This is a genomic window from Nocardiopsis flavescens (assembly GCF_900141985.1).
Classification (GTDB): domain Bacteria; phylum Actinomycetota; class Actinomycetes; order Streptosporangiales; family Streptosporangiaceae; genus Nocardiopsis; species Nocardiopsis flavescens.
The window spans coordinates 42317-62703 of the sequence record NZ_FQZK01000004.1 but is presented as its reverse complement, the minus strand read 5'-3'; the positions used below and the strand labels follow the sequence as shown (position 1 = coordinate 62703).

General features: G+C 69.2%; 7 protein-coding genes. All 7 read left to right on the top strand.

Going from position 1 to position 20387, the window contains the following annotated elements; translation table 11 throughout:
- Positions 1–84: 84 nt before the first annotated feature.
- Positions 85–1545: a sigma-70 family RNA polymerase sigma factor gene (locus BUE45_RS09200; protein ID WP_178378494.1), complete on the top strand. Its 1461-nt coding sequence runs from the start codon at positions 85–87 to the stop codon at positions 1543–1545.
- A gap of 203 nt (positions 1546–1748) precedes the next feature.
- Positions 1749–6362 carry a BREX system serine/threonine kinase PglW gene (gene pglW, locus BUE45_RS09195; protein WP_073377662.1) on the top strand — a complete coding sequence of 1538 codons (4614 nt, stop codon included), beginning with the start codon at positions 1749–1751 and terminating at the stop codon, positions 6360–6362.
- Between the two features lie 76 nt (positions 6363–6438).
- A complete protein-coding gene (gene pglX / locus BUE45_RS09190) occupies positions 6439–10044 on the top strand; it encodes a BREX-2 system adenine-specific DNA-methyltransferase PglX (protein WP_073377658.1) in 3606 nt (1201 codons plus the stop codon).
- Between the two features lie 53 nt (positions 10045–10097).
- On the top strand, positions 10098–14015 hold the full coding sequence (gene pglY, locus BUE45_RS09185) for a BREX-2 system ATPase PglY (protein WP_073377653.1): 3918 nt from the start codon (positions 10098–10100) through the stop codon (positions 14013–14015).
- On the top strand, positions 14012–16882 hold the full coding sequence (gene pglZ / locus BUE45_RS09180; protein ID WP_073377649.1) for a BREX-2 system phosphatase PglZ: 2871 nt from the start codon (positions 14012–14014) through the stop codon (positions 16880–16882). Before pglY ends, pglZ begins: the two co-directional genes overlap by 4 nt.
- A gap of 22 nt (positions 16883–16904) precedes the next feature.
- Positions 16905–18227 carry a BREX system ATP-binding protein BrxD gene (gene brxD / locus BUE45_RS09175; RefSeq protein ID WP_073378260.1) on the top strand — a complete coding sequence of 441 codons (1323 nt, stop codon included), beginning with the start codon at positions 16905–16907 and terminating at the stop codon, positions 18225–18227.
- Positions 18228–20357, top strand: a complete 2130-nt coding sequence (locus tag BUE45_RS09170; protein ID WP_073377645.1) for a DEAD/DEAH box helicase — start codon at positions 18228–18230, stop codon at positions 20355–20357.
- Positions 20358–20387 lie beyond the last annotated feature (30 nt).

Below are 20387 nucleotides of genomic sequence, written 5' to 3'. Positions count from 1 at the left end.
CACGCGTGGTCACGGTGTGCTGAACATTTTTCTGATGTGGTCTCCGGGTGCATTATGTCAGGGGTCGGTGTCATTCTTGGGGGCATGAGGTCACATGCTGAAGGAAAGGTCGGGAGTGGTCGCTCGACCCCCGACCGTTGGGAAGTCCTGGCGGAGCGTATCCAGAAGCTCATCGTCGGTGGATCCGTCGATGCGAGCTTGCTCGAACGCGAGTTCGAGAAGGCGGGCATCAAGGGTGAGAAGAAGAAAAGAATCGTTTCCTCTCTGCGTGGGAAGGGCGTTCTCATCGCCACCGGAAACAAGGCTTCCGTTACCAGTGTGGAACGGGATTCATCTGACCCCGACCTAGCGATGGTGATACCACTGGCGCGTCGGTACGTCCATTCTGGTGCGCTCTCCCGGACTGTCCTCGCCGGGATTGCACGGATGTGTGGTCTTGGTGGCACCCGGGAACTGGTCCGATTGCTGAAGGCCCGGGGCGTCGTCCTCGTCGGGCCGGAGCCGGACGTTATCGATGCCGTCCCCGCGCCCCGTGCTATCGAGAAGTCCCAGTCGGTTCAGGTGCCGACCGTGTCGGAGCCGCCGGACACCGTGCCGCAGTCGTCGTCTTCTGGAGTGGCAGCGGCCGTCAACGCCGCGCGGAGGCGGATGGAACGGGACCGGAAAATCGCTCGCGTGGACCGTGAGCTGCTCACGGCCCAGGAAGAACTCGGCCTGTTCTACCTGATCCGTGGCGTGAATTCTCCGGATGTCCAGCCCACGGAGCAGGACCTGGCCGCCCTCGCCCTCACCGACGAGCGCCGTAGGGCCTACGAGACCTTCTTCCTGCACAACACCAGGCTCGTGCACAGTGAGGCCAGGACGCGGACGATCGAGGGGTTTGACCATGATGACATCGCCCACTACGGCATGGAGGGGCTGATGCATGCCGTGGTGAAATTCGACGGGAGGCTGGGGAACAAGTTCTCCACCTATGCGATGTGGTGGATCCGCCAGAAGATCGACCGGCAGACCAAGGACGACGCCGGGCCGATCCGCTTCCCGATCCACGTGCACGAACAGCTGGCCAAGGTGGTGAAGGCCGAGCGCAAGCTCGAAGTCGAAGGGCGTCCTCTCCGTCCGGCCGATATCGCGATGGCGAGCGGACTCAGTGTGGACAAGGTCCTCGACCTGCGTCGGATCAGCACCCGGGTGGACTCGCTGGACCGTACGATCCGCGGTGACACGCCGCTCATGGACCTGGTCGCCGGGGATCCCCGGAACGCACACCCCTCTCCGGAGGAGGAGGTGGTCGACCGAGCGTGGCGCGCACAGATCCGTGGCCTGCTGGACCCGCTCACCGAGCGGGAGCGGAGGATCCTCGAACTGCGGATGGGCTTTGACGGAGAGGAACCCTGGACGCTGGACGCGATCGGACACGAGTTCGGAGTGACTCGTGAACGGATCCGCCAACTCGAAGCGAAGAGTCTGGGGGAGATCGCGGAGCGTTTCCAGAAGGAACCGCCCAAGAACAAGAAGGGGCGAGGTCGGAAGAAGAAGGGGTAGCAAGGGGTGGCAGGCCTTCCCCACGTGCTTCTGCCCGTGCGCGGGGCGGTCGGGTTCGGTCGCGGTCGTTCCTATAGACAGGCGTCCGGTTCGGGACTCTTGGCCTTTCTGGAACGACGTACTGCTCCGATAGCCTCCCCCTCTAGGATGTTCTGCGGGCGCGGTCCCTCCCGCGCCCCTGAGGTGACGAGACGGAGCGGCGCATGCGCGAAGGCCGGTGGACGACCGTCACCGAGTCGGACTTCGACCACGAGCACCGCGGACTGCAGGCCATCCGGGAGAGGCTCCCGGACACCGGTGTCTGGCGTGCGTGGTCGAACTTCACCTTCACTGCCAACAGCGGCCACGTGCGCGAGGTGGACCTGCTGGTGTTGTCTCCCAGCGGCCTGCACATGGTCGAGCTGAAGAACTGGCACGGTAGCGTCACCACTGAGTACGGCAGCTGGGTGCAAACCCGGCCGAACGGCAGCCGGGAGGTCCACGGCAATCCCCGCCACCTGGTGGAGAAGAAAGCCAGGGAACTCGCCGGACTCCTGAAGCACCAGGGAGTGCGGAACGTCTACGTGACCGGATCGGTGTGTTTCACCGACTCATCGGTTCGCCTGCGGCTGCCCTCCAACGACCAGAACGGCCTCTACTTCATCGACGGGCTGTTGGAGATGCTCCAACGCCCTCCCTACGATGCCAAACGCCGGATCACCGGCCCCCAGGCCACCCAGGTCGCCACCGGCCTGAAGCAGGTCGGCATCCACCGCAGTGACGCCCAGTACAAGGTGGGGCCCTACCTGCTGGACCGCAAGCCCTTCGACACCGGCCCCACCTGGGTCGACCACATCGCGCGCCACACGGATCTGGACGAGCAGGTGCGCGTGCGGGTCTATCTCGTCGAACGCGGCGCCAGTGCCGCGGTGCGGAAGTCGGTGGAGAACGCGGCCCGTCGCGAGTCCGCGGTGCTCAACCGCTTCCGGCACCCGGGAGTCGTCCGCTTCAAACAGTACGATCCCTCCGGTCACCGCTCCGGCCCCGCCCTGATCTTCGAGCACGACCCCCGGACCCTGAGCCTGGAGGAGTACCTCATCCGGTACGGCGACAGGCTCGACATCCTCACCCGGATGTCGCTGGTGCGCCAGCTCGCCGAGACCGTGCGCTCGGCGCACTCCCGGCGCATCCACCACCGCACGCTCTCCGCCCACGCGGTGCACGTACTCCCGGGGTCGGCCCGACATGGCGGGGAGGACGCGCGCTGGCTCGCCCCCGGTCTGCGGATCTCCGACTGGCAGGTCGCCGTCCGCCACAGCGAACGCGACGGCACCCGGCGCTTGGCACCGACTTCGCTGTCCTTGGGACACGTCTCCGACAGGGCCGACGCCTACCTCGCACCCGAATTGAGCGCCAGCCGTCCGGACCCGGTCTACCTGGACGTCTACGGCCTCGGAGTGCTGGTCTACCTGTTGGCCACAGGACGTCCCCCCGCCGAGAGCCAGGCCGAGCTGCTCGCTCGGCTGGAGGCGGGCGAGGGGCTGCGTCCGAGCGCCGTCGTGGACGGCCTCTCCCAGGACATCGACGAACTGGTACAGGCGGCTACCGCCTACCACCCCGAGCAGAGGCTCTCCAGCGTTGATGAGTTCCTGGAGATGCTGGAGTGCGTCGAGGACTCCCTGACCGCCCCCGCCTCCGAGGCCCCAGTGGACGACCCGGGCCAGGACCCGTTGGAAGCGTCTCCGGGCGATGTCCTCGCCGGTCGCTGGGAGGTCCAGCGCCAGTTGGGGACCGGCTCCACGAGCCGTGCCCTCCTGGTTCGCGACCTCACGGTGGATCCCGAGGTGAAGGGGGCCCGCCCCCTGGCCGTCCTCAAGGTGTCACTGTCCGACAGCCGCGGAGAGATCCTGGTCCGTGAGGCCGAGATCCTGAGCACCCTGCGCGTCCACCAGGGCATTATCCGCTTGGTCGAGCCGGAACCCCTGACCATCGGTGGACGCACCGTTCTGGCACTGGAGTACGTGGGCGATGAGCGCACGGACGAGGAACGCGGCTCTTCCCGGGGCACACCGCGCCGCCGTGAGGAGACCGTGGCCCGCCAGCTCCGCGAGAGCGGGCGGATGAAGGTAGACCAGCTGTACGCCTACGGCGACTACCTGTTCGGCGCGGTGGACTCCCTGGAGAGCGAGGGGATCTGGCACCGCGACATCAAGCCGGACAACATCGCCATCCGGGTGCGCACCAACCGCACCCGGGAACTGGTCCTGATCGACTTCTCCCTGGCCGGATACCCGGCCAAGACCGTCGAGGCGGGCACTGACGGCTACCTCGACCCGTTCATCGGCGGGCTCAAGCGCTCGGTCTACGACAACTACGCCGAGCGCTACGCCATCGCGGTCACCCTGCACGAGATGGCCTCGGGCGAGCTGCCCCGCTGGGGAGACGGCACGGTCGTTCCGGTACAGACCGATGCCGAGGAGTGGCCGTACCCGCAGATCGCCGCCGAAGCCTTCGACCCGGCGGTCCGCGAGGGTCTGGAGAAGTTCTTCCGCAAGGCCCTGCACCGCGATGCCGCGCAGCGGTTCGGCGACCTCAAGCCCATGCGGGACCGGTGGCGCAAGATCTTCCTGGACGCGCAGAACAGGCCGTCCTCGGGGCACCCGACCACCGCCCACCCCACAACGGCGGCCGCACCGACCACCGGCGGCACCGCACCGGCCGGGGACGGGGCTGAGCCGGTGTCGGTGGTCCCCGACGCCGAACCCCTGACAACCGAGCAGCAGCGGGATGAACTGGCGGGGGCGGCCACCCGGGAGACCCATCTCTCGACCGCCGGCCTGAGCCCGACGGCCGAGTCCGCCCTGTACGACCTGGGCATCACCACCGTCGGCGAACTCCTCGAGCACAGCCAGCGCAAGTTCCTCAACGCACCGGGCATGGGGGCCAAGACACGCGGTGAGATCCAGCGCCGCCAGCGCGAGTGGGGCGAACGCCTGCGTCCGGCCGCGGACTCCCCGCTCACCCCGGAGGGCCGCAGGCAGGCGGCCGAGGAGCTGGGAAGCGACCTGGAGTCGGCGCTCACCGACCGCCTGGTGGAGCACGACGGCTCCGGGGTGCTGCCGGGGGAGGCGCTGCGCTCGGTCAGCCTCGACGCGCTGGCCACCCTGTTCGTGCCCAAGCGCAACAACAACGGCTCCAACGCGAACACGGTGGAGGCCGTCCGCCTGTTGCTGCGGCTCCCCGATGAGCAGGGCGCACTGCCCCGGATCAGTGCCTGGCCCCGGCAGAAGGACGTCGCCGAGGCCGTCGATCTCAACCCGGCCAGCATCTCCCTGGCCGTCAAGGAACAGCGCAAGCGCTGGAAGGCGCTGCCGGCCGTCCAGGTCCTGCGCGAGGAGATCCTCGAACTTCTCCGGGAGCGGGGCCGGGCCGCCTCCGTGGCCGAGATCGCCGACGCGCTGATCGTCCGCCGCGGTACCCGTTTGCGGGGACGCGAGCGGCGCAGGGCGCTGGCACTCGCCGCCGTGCGTGCCGTGGTCGAGGTGGAACAGCTCGTACCGGAGGAGGCGGCCTTCCAGCACCAGGCCAACCGCAAGGCCGAGGACGCGGACATGAGCGCGGGCCTGCTGGCCCTGGAAGTCGGGGAGGACGAGGCCCCCGATACCCCGTCCGCGCCGGGGTTGCTCGACTACGCGATGCGTCTGGGACGGGCCGCCGACCGGCTGGGCAAACAGGACACCCTGCCCACCACGGCCACCGTGCTTGCGGAACTGGGCGCGGTGGAACCGCCCCCGGGCAGGGTGGAGTGGAACGAGCGACGCCTGGTGGAGATGGCCGCCGCCGCCTCCACCAACGCGGCGGTGACCCCGCGCCTGGAGATCTACCCGCGCGACCTGTCGCTGGTGAGGGCTCTGCGCCTGTCCCAGGCCGGTCTGGTGCGGGAGATCCACGGCCTGCCGTGGGCGGACCAGCCCGGCCTGCCCCCGGGCGAGATCCACGAGCGGGTGCGGGCCCGGTTCCCGGACCTGGTGGACGCCCGCGGGCACCGGGAGCTGCCCTTCGACGGGCCGCTCACCAAGGCGTTGAAGGACGCCGGGTTCGATCTGGTGCTGGCCACGCGCGAGAACACCGGAACCCGGCGCTACCTTCCGCCGAAGGAGTCGGCGGAGTCCAGCTACAGGAGCATGGGCGGTCGGCGCCGCAGCACGCGCGTCGGCGCGTTCACCCGCTACGCCGACGACCCGCAGATCGCGGACGCCGCCGCCGCGGAGGAACACCTGGCCGCCTCCGCACGGCGCGACGGGTTCCGGGTGCTGACCGTGCGCACCGGGCTGAGTCCGCTGGCGGTGGCGGAGCTGTCGGAGGCCGGCGGCCGGTTCGCGGCCGAGGAGGTCTCCGTCACGGGTCTGTTCCTTGAGGCTTTGCACGCGCTGGTGGACCCCAAGCCCAAGCCGAGCTGGGAGACGATCCTCAAGGCGGACGCCGCTCCGGCGGGCTCCAACGCGGCGCGCAGGTTCGCCGAGTACGCGACCACCGCGTGGGGCCGGGTCGAGCCGAGGCTGCGCGAGCTGTTGGATTCGGGGACGGGTGCGGCTGTGCCCCCGGTGTTGATGACCGACACCGGGGTGTTCGCCCGTTACGACGCGATGGACGCCCTGCACCGGTTGGCCGAGGTGTCCCGGCAGGGCGGACGAGGGCTGTGGATGCTCTGCCCGCAGGACGACCCCGCGCGCGAACCCCGCCTGGGCGGGGTCGCCGTGCCCTACCAGGCGGCGCTGGGCGAGTGGGTCCGGCTGTCGGACGCATGGGTGAACAACCTGCACCGCTCCGGCACATGATGACGGATGACGACTTCGGCCCCGGGGACCAGCGGACCCCGGGGCCTGGCGAAGCACACGATGGGGGAGAGGCCGCGTGGTCGACCACAAGGCGTTGCTGAACGATCTGAAGCGCCAGGTCAAAGAAGCCGAGGCCGACCTCGCAGCGCAGGTGAAGGCGTTGCCCAAGGTGAAGGACCGCTTGGACGAGGAGTACCGGCGGGCGTTCCGGCTCAAGCGGACTGCGGCCACCTGGAACTCCTGGTTGGACGAGCGCGTCACCCAGGCCGCGGCGGCGTGGGTGCTGGCCACGGTGTTCGTGCGGTTCGCCGAGGACAACCGGCTGATCCCGGAGCCGTACCTGGCGGCGCCCGACATCGAGCGCCGTGACCTGGCCGAGGCCCGGTACGGGGCCTATGTGGAGACCGACGACGACCCCACGTACCGGGGGTGGCTGGAGCGCGCCTTTGCGGAGTTGGGGGCGGGGCAGGTCGGCGGGCTGCTGTTCCACCCGGCTCACAATCCGCTGTACCAGATCCCCTTGTCACACGACGGTGCACGTGCCCTGGTGGAGTTCTGGCGTGAGCGGGACGCGGAGGGCGTGCTCGTCCACGACTTCACGGACCCGCTGAACGAGGACGGGACGAAGGGGTGGGACACCCGGTTCCTGGGAGACCTATACCAGGACCTGTCGGAGAACGCGCGCAAGACGTACGCCCTGCTCCAGACGCCGGAGTTCGTGGAGGAGTTCATCCTCGACCGGACGATGGACCCGGCGGTCCGGGAGTTCGGGTACCGGGAACTGAAGATGATCGACCCGACGTGCGGGTCGGGGCACTTCGTGCTGGGGGCTTTCCGGCGGCTGGTGAGGCTGTGGGCTGAGGGACAGCCGGGCATGGACGCGCACGAGCGGGTGCGGGCGGCGTTGGACTCGGTACACGGGGTGGACATCAATCCGTTCGCGGTGGCGATTGCTCGATTCCGGTTGCTGGTGGCGGCGATGGCTGCGGCGAATATCCGAACTTTCGCTGATGCGGGTAGGTACGACTGGCCGATTCATCTGGCGGTGGGTGACTCATTGATCCAGGATCGGCAACTCGAACTTGACCTGGAAACCGAAAAGTCGGGGGAATCGCTGGCATCGTTCGCGTATGCCACGGAGGACGTGCATGAGCACAAGGACATTTTGAAGCCAGGTCGCTACCACGTGGTAGTGGGAAACCCGCCGTACATTACTGTTAAGGACAAGGATCTTAATGCACTGTATCGAGAACTGTACAAGGCATGCTCGGGTAAATATGCTCTATCGGTTCCTTTTGCGCAGAGGTTCTTTGAGCTGGCCAAAAATGGAGAAGATGGCGGTCGTGGATACGGACTGGTCGGCCAGATCACCTCGAACTCATTCATGAAGCGTGAATTCGGTGCTAAATTGATTGAGGACTTCTTCGGCCGAAAGGTGGAGCTGACTGAGGTCATCGACACCTCTGGTGCCTACATTCCTGGCCATGGGACGCCGACGGTCATTCTTGTAGGCACACGCCGTAGCGGCAAGGGGCGCTCGGCAACGACTAGGACTGTTCGTAGTGTTCAGGGTGAGCCCTCCGCTCCGGAGGATGCGCAAGACGGGCTGGTGTGGACCGAGCTGGCAGCTCAGATTGACAATCCCGGGTTCGTTGGAAAATGGGTCTCGGTGGATGATCTTGACCGCGAACGTTACTTCAGCAAGCAGCCATGGATGCTAGAAGATGGTGGCTTGGAGGTGATTGATAAAATAAATGAAAGCGTAAGCATGAAGCTCGATTACCTTATTTCTAGAGAAATAGGATTTGCCAGTTTTCCTGGCCAGGACGATGCTTTTGTAGGGGCCAAGGAGGTTTTTGTTCGTCGGGGTGTTGAAGCTGAAGTCGTGAAGGCTCTGGTTTTTGGTGAGGTGGTGCGAGATTGGGAGTCTCGGTGCGTTGACTATGCGATTAGCCCATACGATGCATTCCATGATCTGCTGCCATTTGATGGCGAACTTGGATGGGCTCGATTCCTATGGCAATCGAAAAGTCATCTAAGGTCCACCATGGGATTCAATGGGAAAAATCAACAAGACCTAGGGAAAGCGTGGTGGGCCTGGTACCGATGGGTGCCGCAGCGATACCTAACGCCCTTGTCGATTTCTTTTGCGGAAGTAGCGACTCATAATAATTTTGCTTTGGATCGTGGTGGGAAAGTTTTCAAGCAGACTGCTCCAGTGATTAAGCTGCGAGAGGATGTGGGCGTAGGGGAACATCTGCGGCTTCTCGGTGTTCTCAATAGTTCTACCGCTGCCTTTTGGCTGAAGATGAATTGTCATAATAAGGGGGGGAGTGGACTTGGGCGAGGTTTTCAAGACGAAGAATGGGAAAACCGATATCAGTTCAATGGAAGTAATATTGAACGTTTCCCCTTGCCATCTGTATACCCCACCGAACTTGTAGCAGCCCTCGACTCCCTCGCGCAGGAGCTTTCCGCTACCTCTCCCTCTGCACTGGCCGCCGAGGCTGTCCCCACCGCCGCCGCACTTCGTGAGGCGCGAGTCCGTTGGGAGTCCCTTCGCAGGCAGATGATCTTCCTCCAGGAAGAACTTGACTGGCAGGTCTACTCTCTTTACAACCTCCATGACGAGGACCTGCGCATCCCCACTTCCGTCGACATCAATGAGATTTCCCTTGGTGAGCGCGCCTTCGAGATTGTGCTCGCCCGCAAGATCGAGGCTGGCGAAGTAACCAGTGAATGGTTCGCCCGCCACGGATCCACCCCCATCACCGAGATCCCCTCCTCCTGGCCCGAGGAGTACCGGCAGGTCGTCCAGAAGCGCATCGACGCCATGACCTCCTCCCGGGCCATCGGCATGGTCGAGCGCCCCGAGTACAAGCGCCGTTGGGCCACCGAGGGCTGGGACTCCCTTCAGGACAAGGCGCTGCGCTCCTGGCTCCTGGACCGCATGGAGGCCCGCGAACTCTGGTTCGACGACAACGACCTGCCCTCCCTCAGCACGCTCTCCCAGCTCGCCGACGTGCTCTCCCGCGACGAGGACTTCTCCTCCGTCGCCCGCATCTACGCCCCCCGCCAGGAGCTGGCCGATCTCGTCGCCGACCTCATCACCGACGAGCACGTCCCCTTCATCCCCGCACTGCGCTACAAGCCCTCCGGCCTGAAGAAGCGCGAGGACTGGGAACGGACCTGGGCGCAGCAGCGCGAGGAGGACGCCGCACCCGACGAGCCCGCCAAGCGCAGAATCCGGGACAAGATCAAGGTCCCGCCCAAGTACACCTCCGCCGACTTCCTGCGTCCTACCTACTGGAGGGCGCGGGGCAAGCTCGACGTGCCCAAGGAGCGGTTCATCTCCTACGGCTCGGCCAACACCGCCACCCCCCGCCTCTACGGCTGGGCGGGCTGGGACCACCGCGAGCAGGCCCACGCGCTGACCGCGTACATCGCCGCCCAGCCCCTGTCAGATGAGGAGATCGCGCCCTTCCTGGCAGGACTGCTGGAGCTCCAGCCCTGGCTGGAGCAGTGGCATGGCGAGTTCGAGCCGATGTTCAGCGGTTCCCCCGCCGGATACTTCGCCGCCTACCGGCAGCAGAAGCAGGGCGAGCACGGACTGACCGACGACGACCTGAGGGCATGGCGACCGGCCGCGGCCACCCGCGGCCGCCGAACGACGAAGAAGTAGCCGCGGCGGGCACGGCGGGTCCGGCGGAAGCGAAGGAGAGGTAGTACACCCCCATGGCACAGCAGCAGCCCCTGCTCCGGGATGTCATCGACATCAAGGAGTCCATCTCCACCTCGGACTTCGTCCTGAGCCTGGCCGAGGCCGTCACCTCCGAGGGCACCGAGGCCGCCCTCCGCGACTACGTGGTCACCGACAAGCTCCTGGACAACTTCGACGAGGCCCTGGGCCTGGTCCGGGCCGCGCTGGACGGGCGGACGTCGAAGGCCGCCTACCTGCACGGCTCCTTCGGTTCCGGTAAGTCGCACTTCATGGCGGTGCTGCACGCGCTGCTCACCAACCACGCCGCGGTCCGGTCCCGGGGCGACTTCGACCCGGTGCTGGGCAAGCACGAGTGGCTCGCCACCGACGGGCGCAAATTCCTGCTGGTGCCTTACCACATGCTCGGCGCCAAGGCGCTGGAGCAGCGGGTCCTGGGCGGCTACGTCGAGCACGTCCGCAAGCTGCACCCCGACGCCCCGACCCCGCAGGTGTACCGGACCGACGCCCTGTTCGACACCATCCGCTCCATGCGCAAGAGGATGGGGGACGCCGCTGTCATCGAGGGGCTCGGCGCCGCGGCCCCGGACGGAGCCGACGCAGCGGCCGACGACGATGACGACTGGGACACCTTCGCCTGGACGCCCGAACTGCTCGACACCGCCCTGAGCACCCCGGAGGCGGCCGAGGGCGTCGAGCTGAACCTGGTGGACCCCACCACCCCGGCCGAGCTGCGGGCCAAGCTCGTCAACGACGCCGGAACGAACCTGCTCACCGGGTTCACCAGCGGTGCGGCCGAGGACGAGCACGGGTTCATCTCCCTGGACGCCGGACTGTCCGTCATCGCCGAGCACGCCCGCGCGCTCGGCTACGACGGGCTGGTCCTGTTCCTGGACGAGCTGATCCTGTGGCTGGCCACCCTCATCCATGACCAGCGGTTCGTGGCCCGCGAGGCCAGCAAGATCACCAACTTCGTGGAGGGCGGCGACGCCCGGCGCGCCATCCCGATCGTCTCCTTCATCGCCCGCCAGCGTGACCTGCGCGAGCTGGTGGGCGAGGAGGTGTCCGGGGCCGCCGAGTCCTCCATCCAGGACACGCTCAACCTCGCCTCGGGTCGGTTCGACAAGATCACCCTGGAGGACCGCAACCTCCCGCAGATCGCGCACGCGCGCCTGCTCAAGCCCAAGGAGGGCAAGGCCCCGGACATCGACGCGGCCTTCGCGCACACCAAGCGCTCGGGCGGCCCGCAGGTGTGGGACGCCCTGCTCGGCTCGGACCACGGCGCCACCGGCGCCGACGAGGAGTCGTTCCGGCTCACCTACCCCTTCTCCCCGGCGTTCATGGACACGCTGGTGCACATCTCCTCCGCGCTCCAGCGCTCCCGCACCGGCCTGAAGCTCATGGGCCAGCTCCTTGCCGACCACCGCGACGACCTGAAGCTTGGGGACCTGGTACCGGTCGGCGACCTGTACCCGGTGATCGCCCAGGGCGGCGACAAGCCGTTCGTGGACAGCCTCAAGGTGGTCTTCGATGCCGCCGACAAGCTGTACCGCAACAAGCTGCGCCCCTACCTGCTCAACACCTACAACCTCTCCGAGGACGAGGTCGACCGGTACCTGCACCACCGCGACCGGGTCCAAGACCCGGGCCTGAAGGGGCGCTGCGCGGCCTTCGTCGGCGAGAACCGCCTGGTGTGCACCCTGCTGCTGTCGGCGCTGGCCCCGAGCACCCCCGCGCTCAGCGACCTGACCATCCGGCAACTGGGCGCGCTCAACCACGGTTCGGTGCAGGCGCCCATCCCGGGCACCGAGGTCGACATCATCAGGAACAAGGTCGCCGAGTGGGCGGCCCGGTTCCCCGAGATCAAGGAGACCGGCACCCCCGCCGCCCCCGGCGTCCGGCTGGAGCTCACCGGGATCGACGTCGACTCGGTCGTGCAGAACGCCGCCGTCAACGACAACGCGGGCAACCGCTCAGCCCTGGCCAAGCGGCTGCTGGCCGAGGAACTGGGGGTGGAGCGGGCCGACGGGCGCCTGGGCGCCGACGACCTGCACCTGGTCTGGCGGGGCTCCCAGCGGACCGCCGAGGTGGTCTTCGGCAACCTCGCTGACGAGGACGAGCTGCCCGACCACGACCTCCAACCGCAGTTGGAGGACCAGTGGAGGATCATCATCGACCTCCCCTTCGACGAGGACGACGACCGCACGCCGCGGGACGACGTGAACCGGATGACGGAGCTGCGCCAGCGCCAGGGGGAGGGACACCGGACCCGGACGGTGGCATGGATCCCTGCGCACCTGTCCGCGCAGCGGTGGTCGGACTTCCGCCGGCTAGTCATCATCGACCGGGCCCTGGCCGACGAGGGCCGGTTCGCCAATCAGTACGCGGCGCACCTGAACGCCGACAACAAGGACCGGGCCAAGGGGCTGCTCCAGTCCCAGCGCGAAGCCCTCCTCAAGCAGGTCAGGGCGGCTTTCAAGCAGGCCTACGGGCTGGCGGAGAAGAAGCCGGGCGACCTGGTGACCGGTTTCGACGAACACTTCCACCCCCTGCCCGACATCAGCGGACTGAAGGTCTCCATCGGCCAGTCCATGCGCGACGGGGTCCGGCATGTGGTGGGCAAGCTCCTGGCCCACCAGTTCCCCGACCACCCTGACCTCGACCCGGAGGGCACCGGCACCGCGGTCAAGCCCGCTGACGCCAGGACCGTGTTCACGCACGTGCGGGAGGCAGCCGAGAAAAGCGACCGGCGCACCGAGGTCCCGGCCAAGGACCGCGCCGTCATGCGGCGTGTGGCGCAGCCGCTCGGGCTCGGACAGCAGAAGGAGGCCTACTTCGAGCTGTCCACCCGGTGGGCCGAGCACTTCCACGCGCAGGCCCGCGCCGAGGGCGTCACCGGCGACCTGAGCCTGACCCACCTGGCCGACTGGACCGACCGGCCCGGACAGCGCGGCCTCGAACCGTTCCTGGCGGCACTCGTCGCGGCCTCGTTCGCCGAGATGACCGACCGGGTGTGGGTGCGCAACGGGGTCCCCCTGGACCCGGTCCCCGAGCTGACCAAGTTCAAGCCGGGCGACGCGCTGCGTGAGCAGCCCAGCCCTGCCCAGGACGACTGGGACCGCGCACGGGCGCGCTTCGAGGTGATCTTCGGGGAGAAGGCGCCCGCACTGCGCCGGGGTCGGATGGTCAACCACTTCGCCCGGCAGGTCACCCGGGCCGCCGGCGCCCACCGCGAGGACGCCGCGAACCTGGTTCGCGAACTGGAGGAGCACTCGGTGTTCCTCGGTCTGGACGAGACCGGTGAGACCGGCCGCCTGGCCCTGGCCCGCCGCTCCCACGAGCTGCTCAAGGAACTGGCCGAAGCCGGACAGGGTACGGCGGGCACGAGCGCGGCTAAGCGCACCATCGAGGCGCTGGCCCGGTTCGATCTGGGGCAGGCCAACCCCGAACGGTACGGGACCTCGATCAAGCAGGCGCACCGGGTGGTGCAGGCACTGGTGCGGGCCTCATGGGACACCCTGGACCTCGCCGAGGGCCAGGGCACCGAGGGCCGTGCGCTGCTGGAGTCGCTGCGCGGGGTGGCGCGAGCCGACCAGTTCACCGCCGACCTGGTGAAGGCGTTGGAGGACACCCGCAGCGAGGTGACCGCGCTGATCAGGCGGAACCAGAAGCGCGCCGAGCGCGATGACCGCCCCGCCCCCGGCCCGAAGCCGGATGACGTGTCCCTGGACAGCTGTTCCAGCGACCCTCGGATCGCCGCCGATCATGCGGAGGAGACCGGTGCCGAAACCGGTACGGGAACGGTGCGCCGCTCCCGTACCGCGCACACCACGGCACGGGAGGCCGCGAGCTGGTTGGAGGCGGAGCTGGCCGAACTGCGCAGCAACCGTCCCGACGCCACCGTCGAGATCACCTGGCGGGTGGTGGAGCAGTGAGCGCCACGACCACGGCCGTGCCGCGGCTGACCCTCGCCGCCCTGACCCAGCACCTGTCCTCACAGAAGTCCCTGAAGGACTCCCTCACCGGCGCCGACCGACGGCGCGCGGTTCTGCTGAGGTCCGCCCCGGAGTGGTCCGGCCCGGCCGAACACGCCTGGGACGGGGACAGGTGTGCCCGTGTCGCGGCGGCCCCCTCGCCGCTGGCCGTGCACGAACTGGTCATCGACCACCTCGCCCGCACCGACGGAGCCCGGGTCCTGGTCGTTCTCACCGACCGGGAACAGGACGAACTCGACCCGGCCGTCCTCGCCCGCGTGCACAAACAGCGCGTGGAGGACGTGGACGGCTGGGACGTGGTGCGGGAGGTGTTCGGCGCCGAGGCCGTCGACCCCCGGCTCAAGGACGAGGTGTGGGCCTCGGAGTCCCTGCTCGACGCCCTGCCGCCGGGAGGCTGGCCCCGCCTTCCCGGCGGAACCCTGGCCCGCCGCCATGCCCTGGCCGAACTGGCCCTGCGCCGCCTGCGCCTGGGCCGCTACGGCGACAACGGAGACCAGGCCACGGACGGGTCCGGAGGGCTCGACACCCCCACGCTGCTGCGCTGGGCGACCGTCCCCGGCAACACCGAACTCCTCCTCGCGCTGCGCGGCCCCGAGAGGTCGGGGCTGGAAGCCTTCCTCGGGGAACCGGAGCAGGCCGGACCGGCGGGCCGGGTCCTGGTTGCCCTGGTGGAGGCGGGGCACGGTCAGGACGCCCTCGCCTACGGTCTGGTGTGCTCGGCGCTGTGGAACGACCGCTACGACCCCGATGCCGCCGCCTACCGGGCCCGGGGACGGGCCGAGCGGTGGCTGGGCGAGGAACCCCCCGCCCAGGGGGAGGCCCTGGACGTGCTGCTCACCGTGTTCGGCCGTTCCTGCTTCGACTACGTGTCCACGCTGTTCACGGTCGGGCGCCAGGGCGGGGACGGGGCGCGTGCGGCGCTGCGGATCACCGCTCCCGCCCTGGACCGGGCCGCCCGCCTGGCCGACCAGTTCGGTGCGGGCACCGCCGCCGCGCACAGCCCTCTCCTCCGGGAGGGACTGGACACGCGCTTCGCCACCGCCGGGCGCGTGCTGGCCGACGGCCTACCCGAGGAGGCCGCCGCCGCCCTGGCACGGCTGGAGGCTCACGGACTCGCCCAGGACCGCGACACACGGGTGCGTGTCGAACGCGTCCGCATGGGATACCGGCTGGTCCGATGGCTGTCCACCGACCCCGCCACCGAGACCGAGACCGTCGCCTCGGGTGTGAACCGGCAGATCTCCGACACCGGATGGGTCGACCGGGCGCTGGACCACATCGAGGCGGGCGGGGACCCCGAGCCCGAGCTCAGAGCCGCCTACGCCCGCCTGGGCGCGCGGGTGCGGGACCGGCTGCACGAGATCGACCGGTCCTTCGCGCGGACCCTCGCCACCTGGACGGCGGCGGGCACCGGCCCCGGGTCGATGCTCACCGTGGAGACCTTCCTGGACCGCGTCGTGCGCCCCGTGGTCGCGGACAAGGCCGGCTACCGGGTCCTGCTGCTGGTCCTGGACGGGATGAGCGCGGCGATCGCCGCCGAGCTGGCCGAGGAACTGCGTCTGCGCTGGGCCGAGTACGACCCCCTGCCCGGCACCGCCGACTCCCCGCCGCGGCGGCGCGGGATGGCCGCCGCACTGCCCACCCTGACCGCGGTCTCCCGCACCTCGCTGTTCGCGGGGAAACTCATGAAGGGCTCCCAGGCCGACGAGCGCAGGCTCTTCCCGCAGCACCGGTTCTGGCGCGGGGCTCCCGCCGCCGCCTTCCACAAGGACGCGCTGCGGATCGAGCAGACCGGGGACCCCTTCGACGCCGCGCTGACCGAGGCCCTGACCGACGGGCGCACCCACGTCGCCGTCGTACTCAACACCATCGACGACCGGCTCGCCAAGGAGCAGAAGCTCGGGAACGGCGCGTGGGAGCTCAACGACGTCGGCAAACTCCCCGAACTGCTGACGGTGGCCGCCGAACAGGGGATGGCGGTCATCCTCACCAGCGACCACGGGCACGTCGTCGACCGGCACGGGAGCGCCGTCGCGGCCGATGCCGTCGGCTCCGCCCGCCACCGGGAGCCCGGAGGGTTCCTCCAGGACAACGAGATCGCCCTGTCAGGCCCCCGGGTGGTGTGGCCCGAACCGGGGGCGGAGATCGTCGCCCTGTGGGACGCCGACTCCCGTTACACCGCCCAGAAAGCGGGCTACCACGGCGGCGCCTCCCCGGCCGAGTTCACCATCCCTGTCCTGGCCTTCCTGCCCTTCGGCGCCGAGCCGCCCAAGGGCTGGCGCGAACTCGGCGACCAGCAGCCGCGGTGGTGGGGTACCGACGAGCCGACGGAGCCCTCGCGCCCTGCGGGTGCGGTGGCCCCCTCTCCGGTCAGGAAGCCCAAACCGGCCAGGCGCAGGGACGAACAGTACCGGGACCAGGGGGCGTTGTTCGAGGTGGCACCCACCGACTCGCCCGAACACACCGCCCCCGCGAGGGACGAGGCGGCGGCTCAGGACGGTCCGGTCGCGAAGCTGATGGAGAGCACGCTCTTCCAGGTCCAGGTCGACCTCCTCGCCCGCAGGCCCAACCCCGCGGCCCTGGACAGGATCAGGCGGGCGGTGGAGATCCTCCTGGACGCCGGGACCCTTTCCACCACGGCTCTGGCCCAACGGGTCGGCCACCCCCAGGGAAGGGCCGACGGGTTCGCTGCCGTGCTGCGCCAGCTCCTCAACTACGACGGGGTGCAGGTGCTGGAGACCCTGTCCGACGGACGGACCCTTCGGCTGAACCCGGCCCTGCTCCGCGAGCAGTTCGAGCTGGAGTAGGCCCCGTGGGAGAGTGGAGGGCGTGAACAACGCAGGATCATCCCGCCCCGTCCAGGTCAGTGCGGCCCGCCGCCGCGGCGTGATCGACGCGCTGCGGCGCGGCGCCGTGCCCGCGAGCGGCCTGGACCTCCTCGCGACCGGGCTGGGCCGGTTCGAGCAGGCCCTGGACGAGGAACTGGACGCGGTGGCCTCCGGCGAGGCCCGCTTCAAGGCCGTGCGCGGCGAGTACGGGTCCGGCAAGACCTTCTTCACCCGCTGGCTCGGTGAACGTGCCAAGCGCCGCAACTTCGCGGTCTGCGAGATCCAGGTCTCGGAGACCGAGACCCCCCTCCACAAGCTGGAGACCGTCTACCGCCGGATGACCGAGCGGCTGACCACCTCCAGCTTCCCGCCCAGCGCGCTGCGCCCGGTCGTGGACGCCTGGTTCTACGCGTTGGAGGAGGACGCCCTTGCCGACGGCGCCACCGAGGAGGAACTGCCCGAAGCGGTGGAGCGCCTGCTCACCGCCCGGCTGACCGAGGTGTCACGGCACGCCTCATCGTTCGCGACCGCGCTGCGTGGGTACCGCGCGGCGCTCGCCGAGGGCGACGAGGCCACCGCCGCCGCGGTGCTGGCCTGGCTCGGCGGCCAACCCCACGTGGCCGCCTCCGCCCGGCGCGCCGCCGGTGTGCGCGGCGACCTGGACCACTTCGGGGCGCTGGGCTCCGTCCAGGGGCTGTTGACCGTCCTGCGCGACAGCGGCCACCCCGGCCTGCTGGTGGTCCTGGACGAGGTGGAGACCCTGCAGCGGGTACGGTCCGACGCCCGGGACAAGGCCCTCAACGCGCTGCGCCAGCTCATCGACGAGGTGTACTCGGGGCGCTTCCCCGGGCTGTACCTGGTGATCACCGGAACCCCCGCTTTCTACGACGGCCAGCAGGGCGTGCAGCGGCTCGCTCCGCTCGCACAGCGCCTGGCCACCGACTTCACCACCGACCCGCGCTTCGACAGCCCGCGCGCTCCGCAGATCCGACTGCCCGGCTTCACCACCGACTCGCTGGTGGGCCTCGGGATCACCATCCGCGACCTGTACGCCGAGGGCTCACAGGACCCCGACCGGGTCAAGGGGGTCGCCGACGACGCCTACGTCGCCGACCTGGCCCGGGCCGTGGGCGGGGCGCTCGGGGGGAAGATCGGGGTGGCACCCCGGCTGTTCCTGAAGAAGCTGGTGGGCGACGTGCTGGACCGCGTCGACCAGTTCGAGGACTTCGACCCCCGGGAGCACTACCGGCTGACCGTCCGGGGTACCGAGCTGACCGAGACCGAGCGCAACCTCACCGCCGACGACGTCGAACTGGACCTGTAGGTGGGTGCCGACCCGGTGGACCGGCTCGACCCGGTCGTGCTGCACCACATCGTCAACACGCTGGGCTGGCCTGACCTGCGGCCGCTGCAACGGGACGCGATCGGCCCGTTGATGGACGGCGAGGACGCGATCCTTCTGGCGCCCACGGCGGGAGGCAAGACCGAGGCCGCGTGCTTCCCCCTGCTCTCGACGATGCGGGCGGGCGGGTGGGACGGGCTGTCCGTGCTGTATCTGTGCCCCCTCAAGGCGCTGCTCAACAACCTGGCCTCCCGGGTCGACGCCTACGCGAACTGGCTGGGGTTCCGCGCGGGGCTGTGGCACGGGGACACCAAGCAGTCCCAGCGGCGGCGCATGCGCACCGACCCGCCCCAGATCCTCCTCACCACCCCGGAGTCCCTGGAGTCGATGCTGCTGGGGACGACCACCGACCACGAGGTGTTCCTGGGCGGGGTCCGGGCCGTGGTCGTGGACGAGGTGCACGCCTTCGCCGGGGACGACCGCGGCTGGCATCTGCTGGCCGTCCTGGAGCGCTTGGAGCGGCTGACCGGACACCGGATCCAGCGGGTGGGCCTGTCGGCGACGGTCGGCAATCCCCAGGACCTCTTGACCTGGTTGCAGGGCGCCTCCGCAGCGGAACGACCGGGCAGGGTGGTCGCTCCAGGGGTCGACCTTCCCGGTGGGGCGGGAGCGCCGCCCGCGGGAGAGGTCGAGCTGGACTACGTCGGGTCCGTCACCAACGCGGCGAAGGTGATCGCGGCGCTGCACCGGGGTGAGAAACGTCTGGTGTTCTGCGACTCCCGGCGCCAGGTCGAGGAACTGGGGGCGGCCCTGCGGGCCCGGGACGTGCAGGTGTTCCTGTCCCACGCCTCCCTGTCGGTCGAGGAGCGCACCCGGTCGGAACAGGCGTTCGCCGAGGCCAGGGACTGCGTCATCGTCTCCACCTCCACACTGGAACTGGGGATCGACGTCGGTGACCTGGACCGGGTCATCCAGATCGACGCGCCCGACACGGTCGCCTCGTTCCTCCAGCGCATCGGCAGGACCGGGCGTCGGCAGGGGAGCGCCCGCAACTGCCTGTTCCTGGCCACGGACAAGGAGGCGCTGCTGCACGCGGCGGGCCTGCTGCTGCTGTGGAGCCGGGGCTGGGTGGAGCCGGTCGACCCGCCGCCCGAGCCGCGCCACCTGGTGGCACAGCAACTGCTCGCGTTGGTACTCCAGAAGCACCGGGTCGGCGACCGCCTGTGGCCGCAGGAGTGGAACGGCCTCGTCCCGTTCGACCGCTCGGCCGCGCCGATCCTGCGGAACATGGTCGAGCAGGGGTTCCTGGACTCCGACGAGGGGATGCTGTTCATCGGGCCGGAGGCCGAGCGGCGCTTCGGGAAGCGGCACTTCATCGAGCTGACGGCCTCCTTCACCGCGCCGCCGCAGTTCACCGTGCTGTCCGGGCGCAAAGAGATCGGATCGGCCGACACCTCCGTGCTGACGGAGGAACGCGAGGGGCCCAGGCTGCTGCTACTCGGCGGGAGGAGCTGGCGGGTCACCCACATCGACTGGAGCAGGCGACGGGCCTTCGTCGAACCCGCCGATGGCGGGGGAGTGGCCAAGTGGACCTCGGGCGCGGTCTCCGGGCTGTCCTTCGCCCTCACCCGGGCGATGCGCGAGGTCATGCTGGGGACCGACCCGCCGGTCCCCCTCACGTCGCGGGCGCGCACCGCTCTTTCGGAGTTGCGGGAAGGGCAGGCGCCGTCGACGGTTCACCCCGGCGGGACGCTGATCACCAGGGAGGGGGACGGCGTGCGCTGGTGGACCTGGGCGGGTTACCGGGCCAACGCCACGCTCACCGCGACCCTGTCGTCGGTCACCGACCCGGTGCAGCGTCCCACCGACTTCTCTGTGAGGCTCCGAGAGGATGTCACCACCGCGATGTGGGCGAAGGCCCGGGAAGGAATGCGCTCGGACGGGCCCCTGGTGCTTCCGGACGTCGACCCGCGGGCGGTCCGGGGGCTGAAGTTCGCGGCCGTACTGCCCGAGCGGCTTGCCTTCGCGACAGTGGCCGCGCGGCTGGCAGACTTCGACGGTGCACGGCGGGTGCTCAAGGAGCCGGTACGGCTACAGGCCCTCCACACATAGGGCTGCTGCTTCGAGAGGCATCCCGCAGGG

What these genes read in the sequence shown, in the direction of transcription:
- pglY (WP_073377653.1), top strand. Translation starts at nt 10,098, where the DNA reads ATGGCACAGCAGCAGCCCCTGCTCCGGGATGTCATCGACATCAAGGAG.
- pglW (WP_073377662.1), top strand. Translation starts at nt 1,749, where the DNA reads ATGCGCGAAGGCCGGTGGACGACCGTCACCGAGTCGGACTTCGACCAC.
- BUE45_RS09200 (WP_178378494.1), top strand. Translation starts at nt 85, where the DNA reads ATGAGGTCACATGCTGAAGGAAAGGTCGGGAGTGGTCGCTCGACCCCC.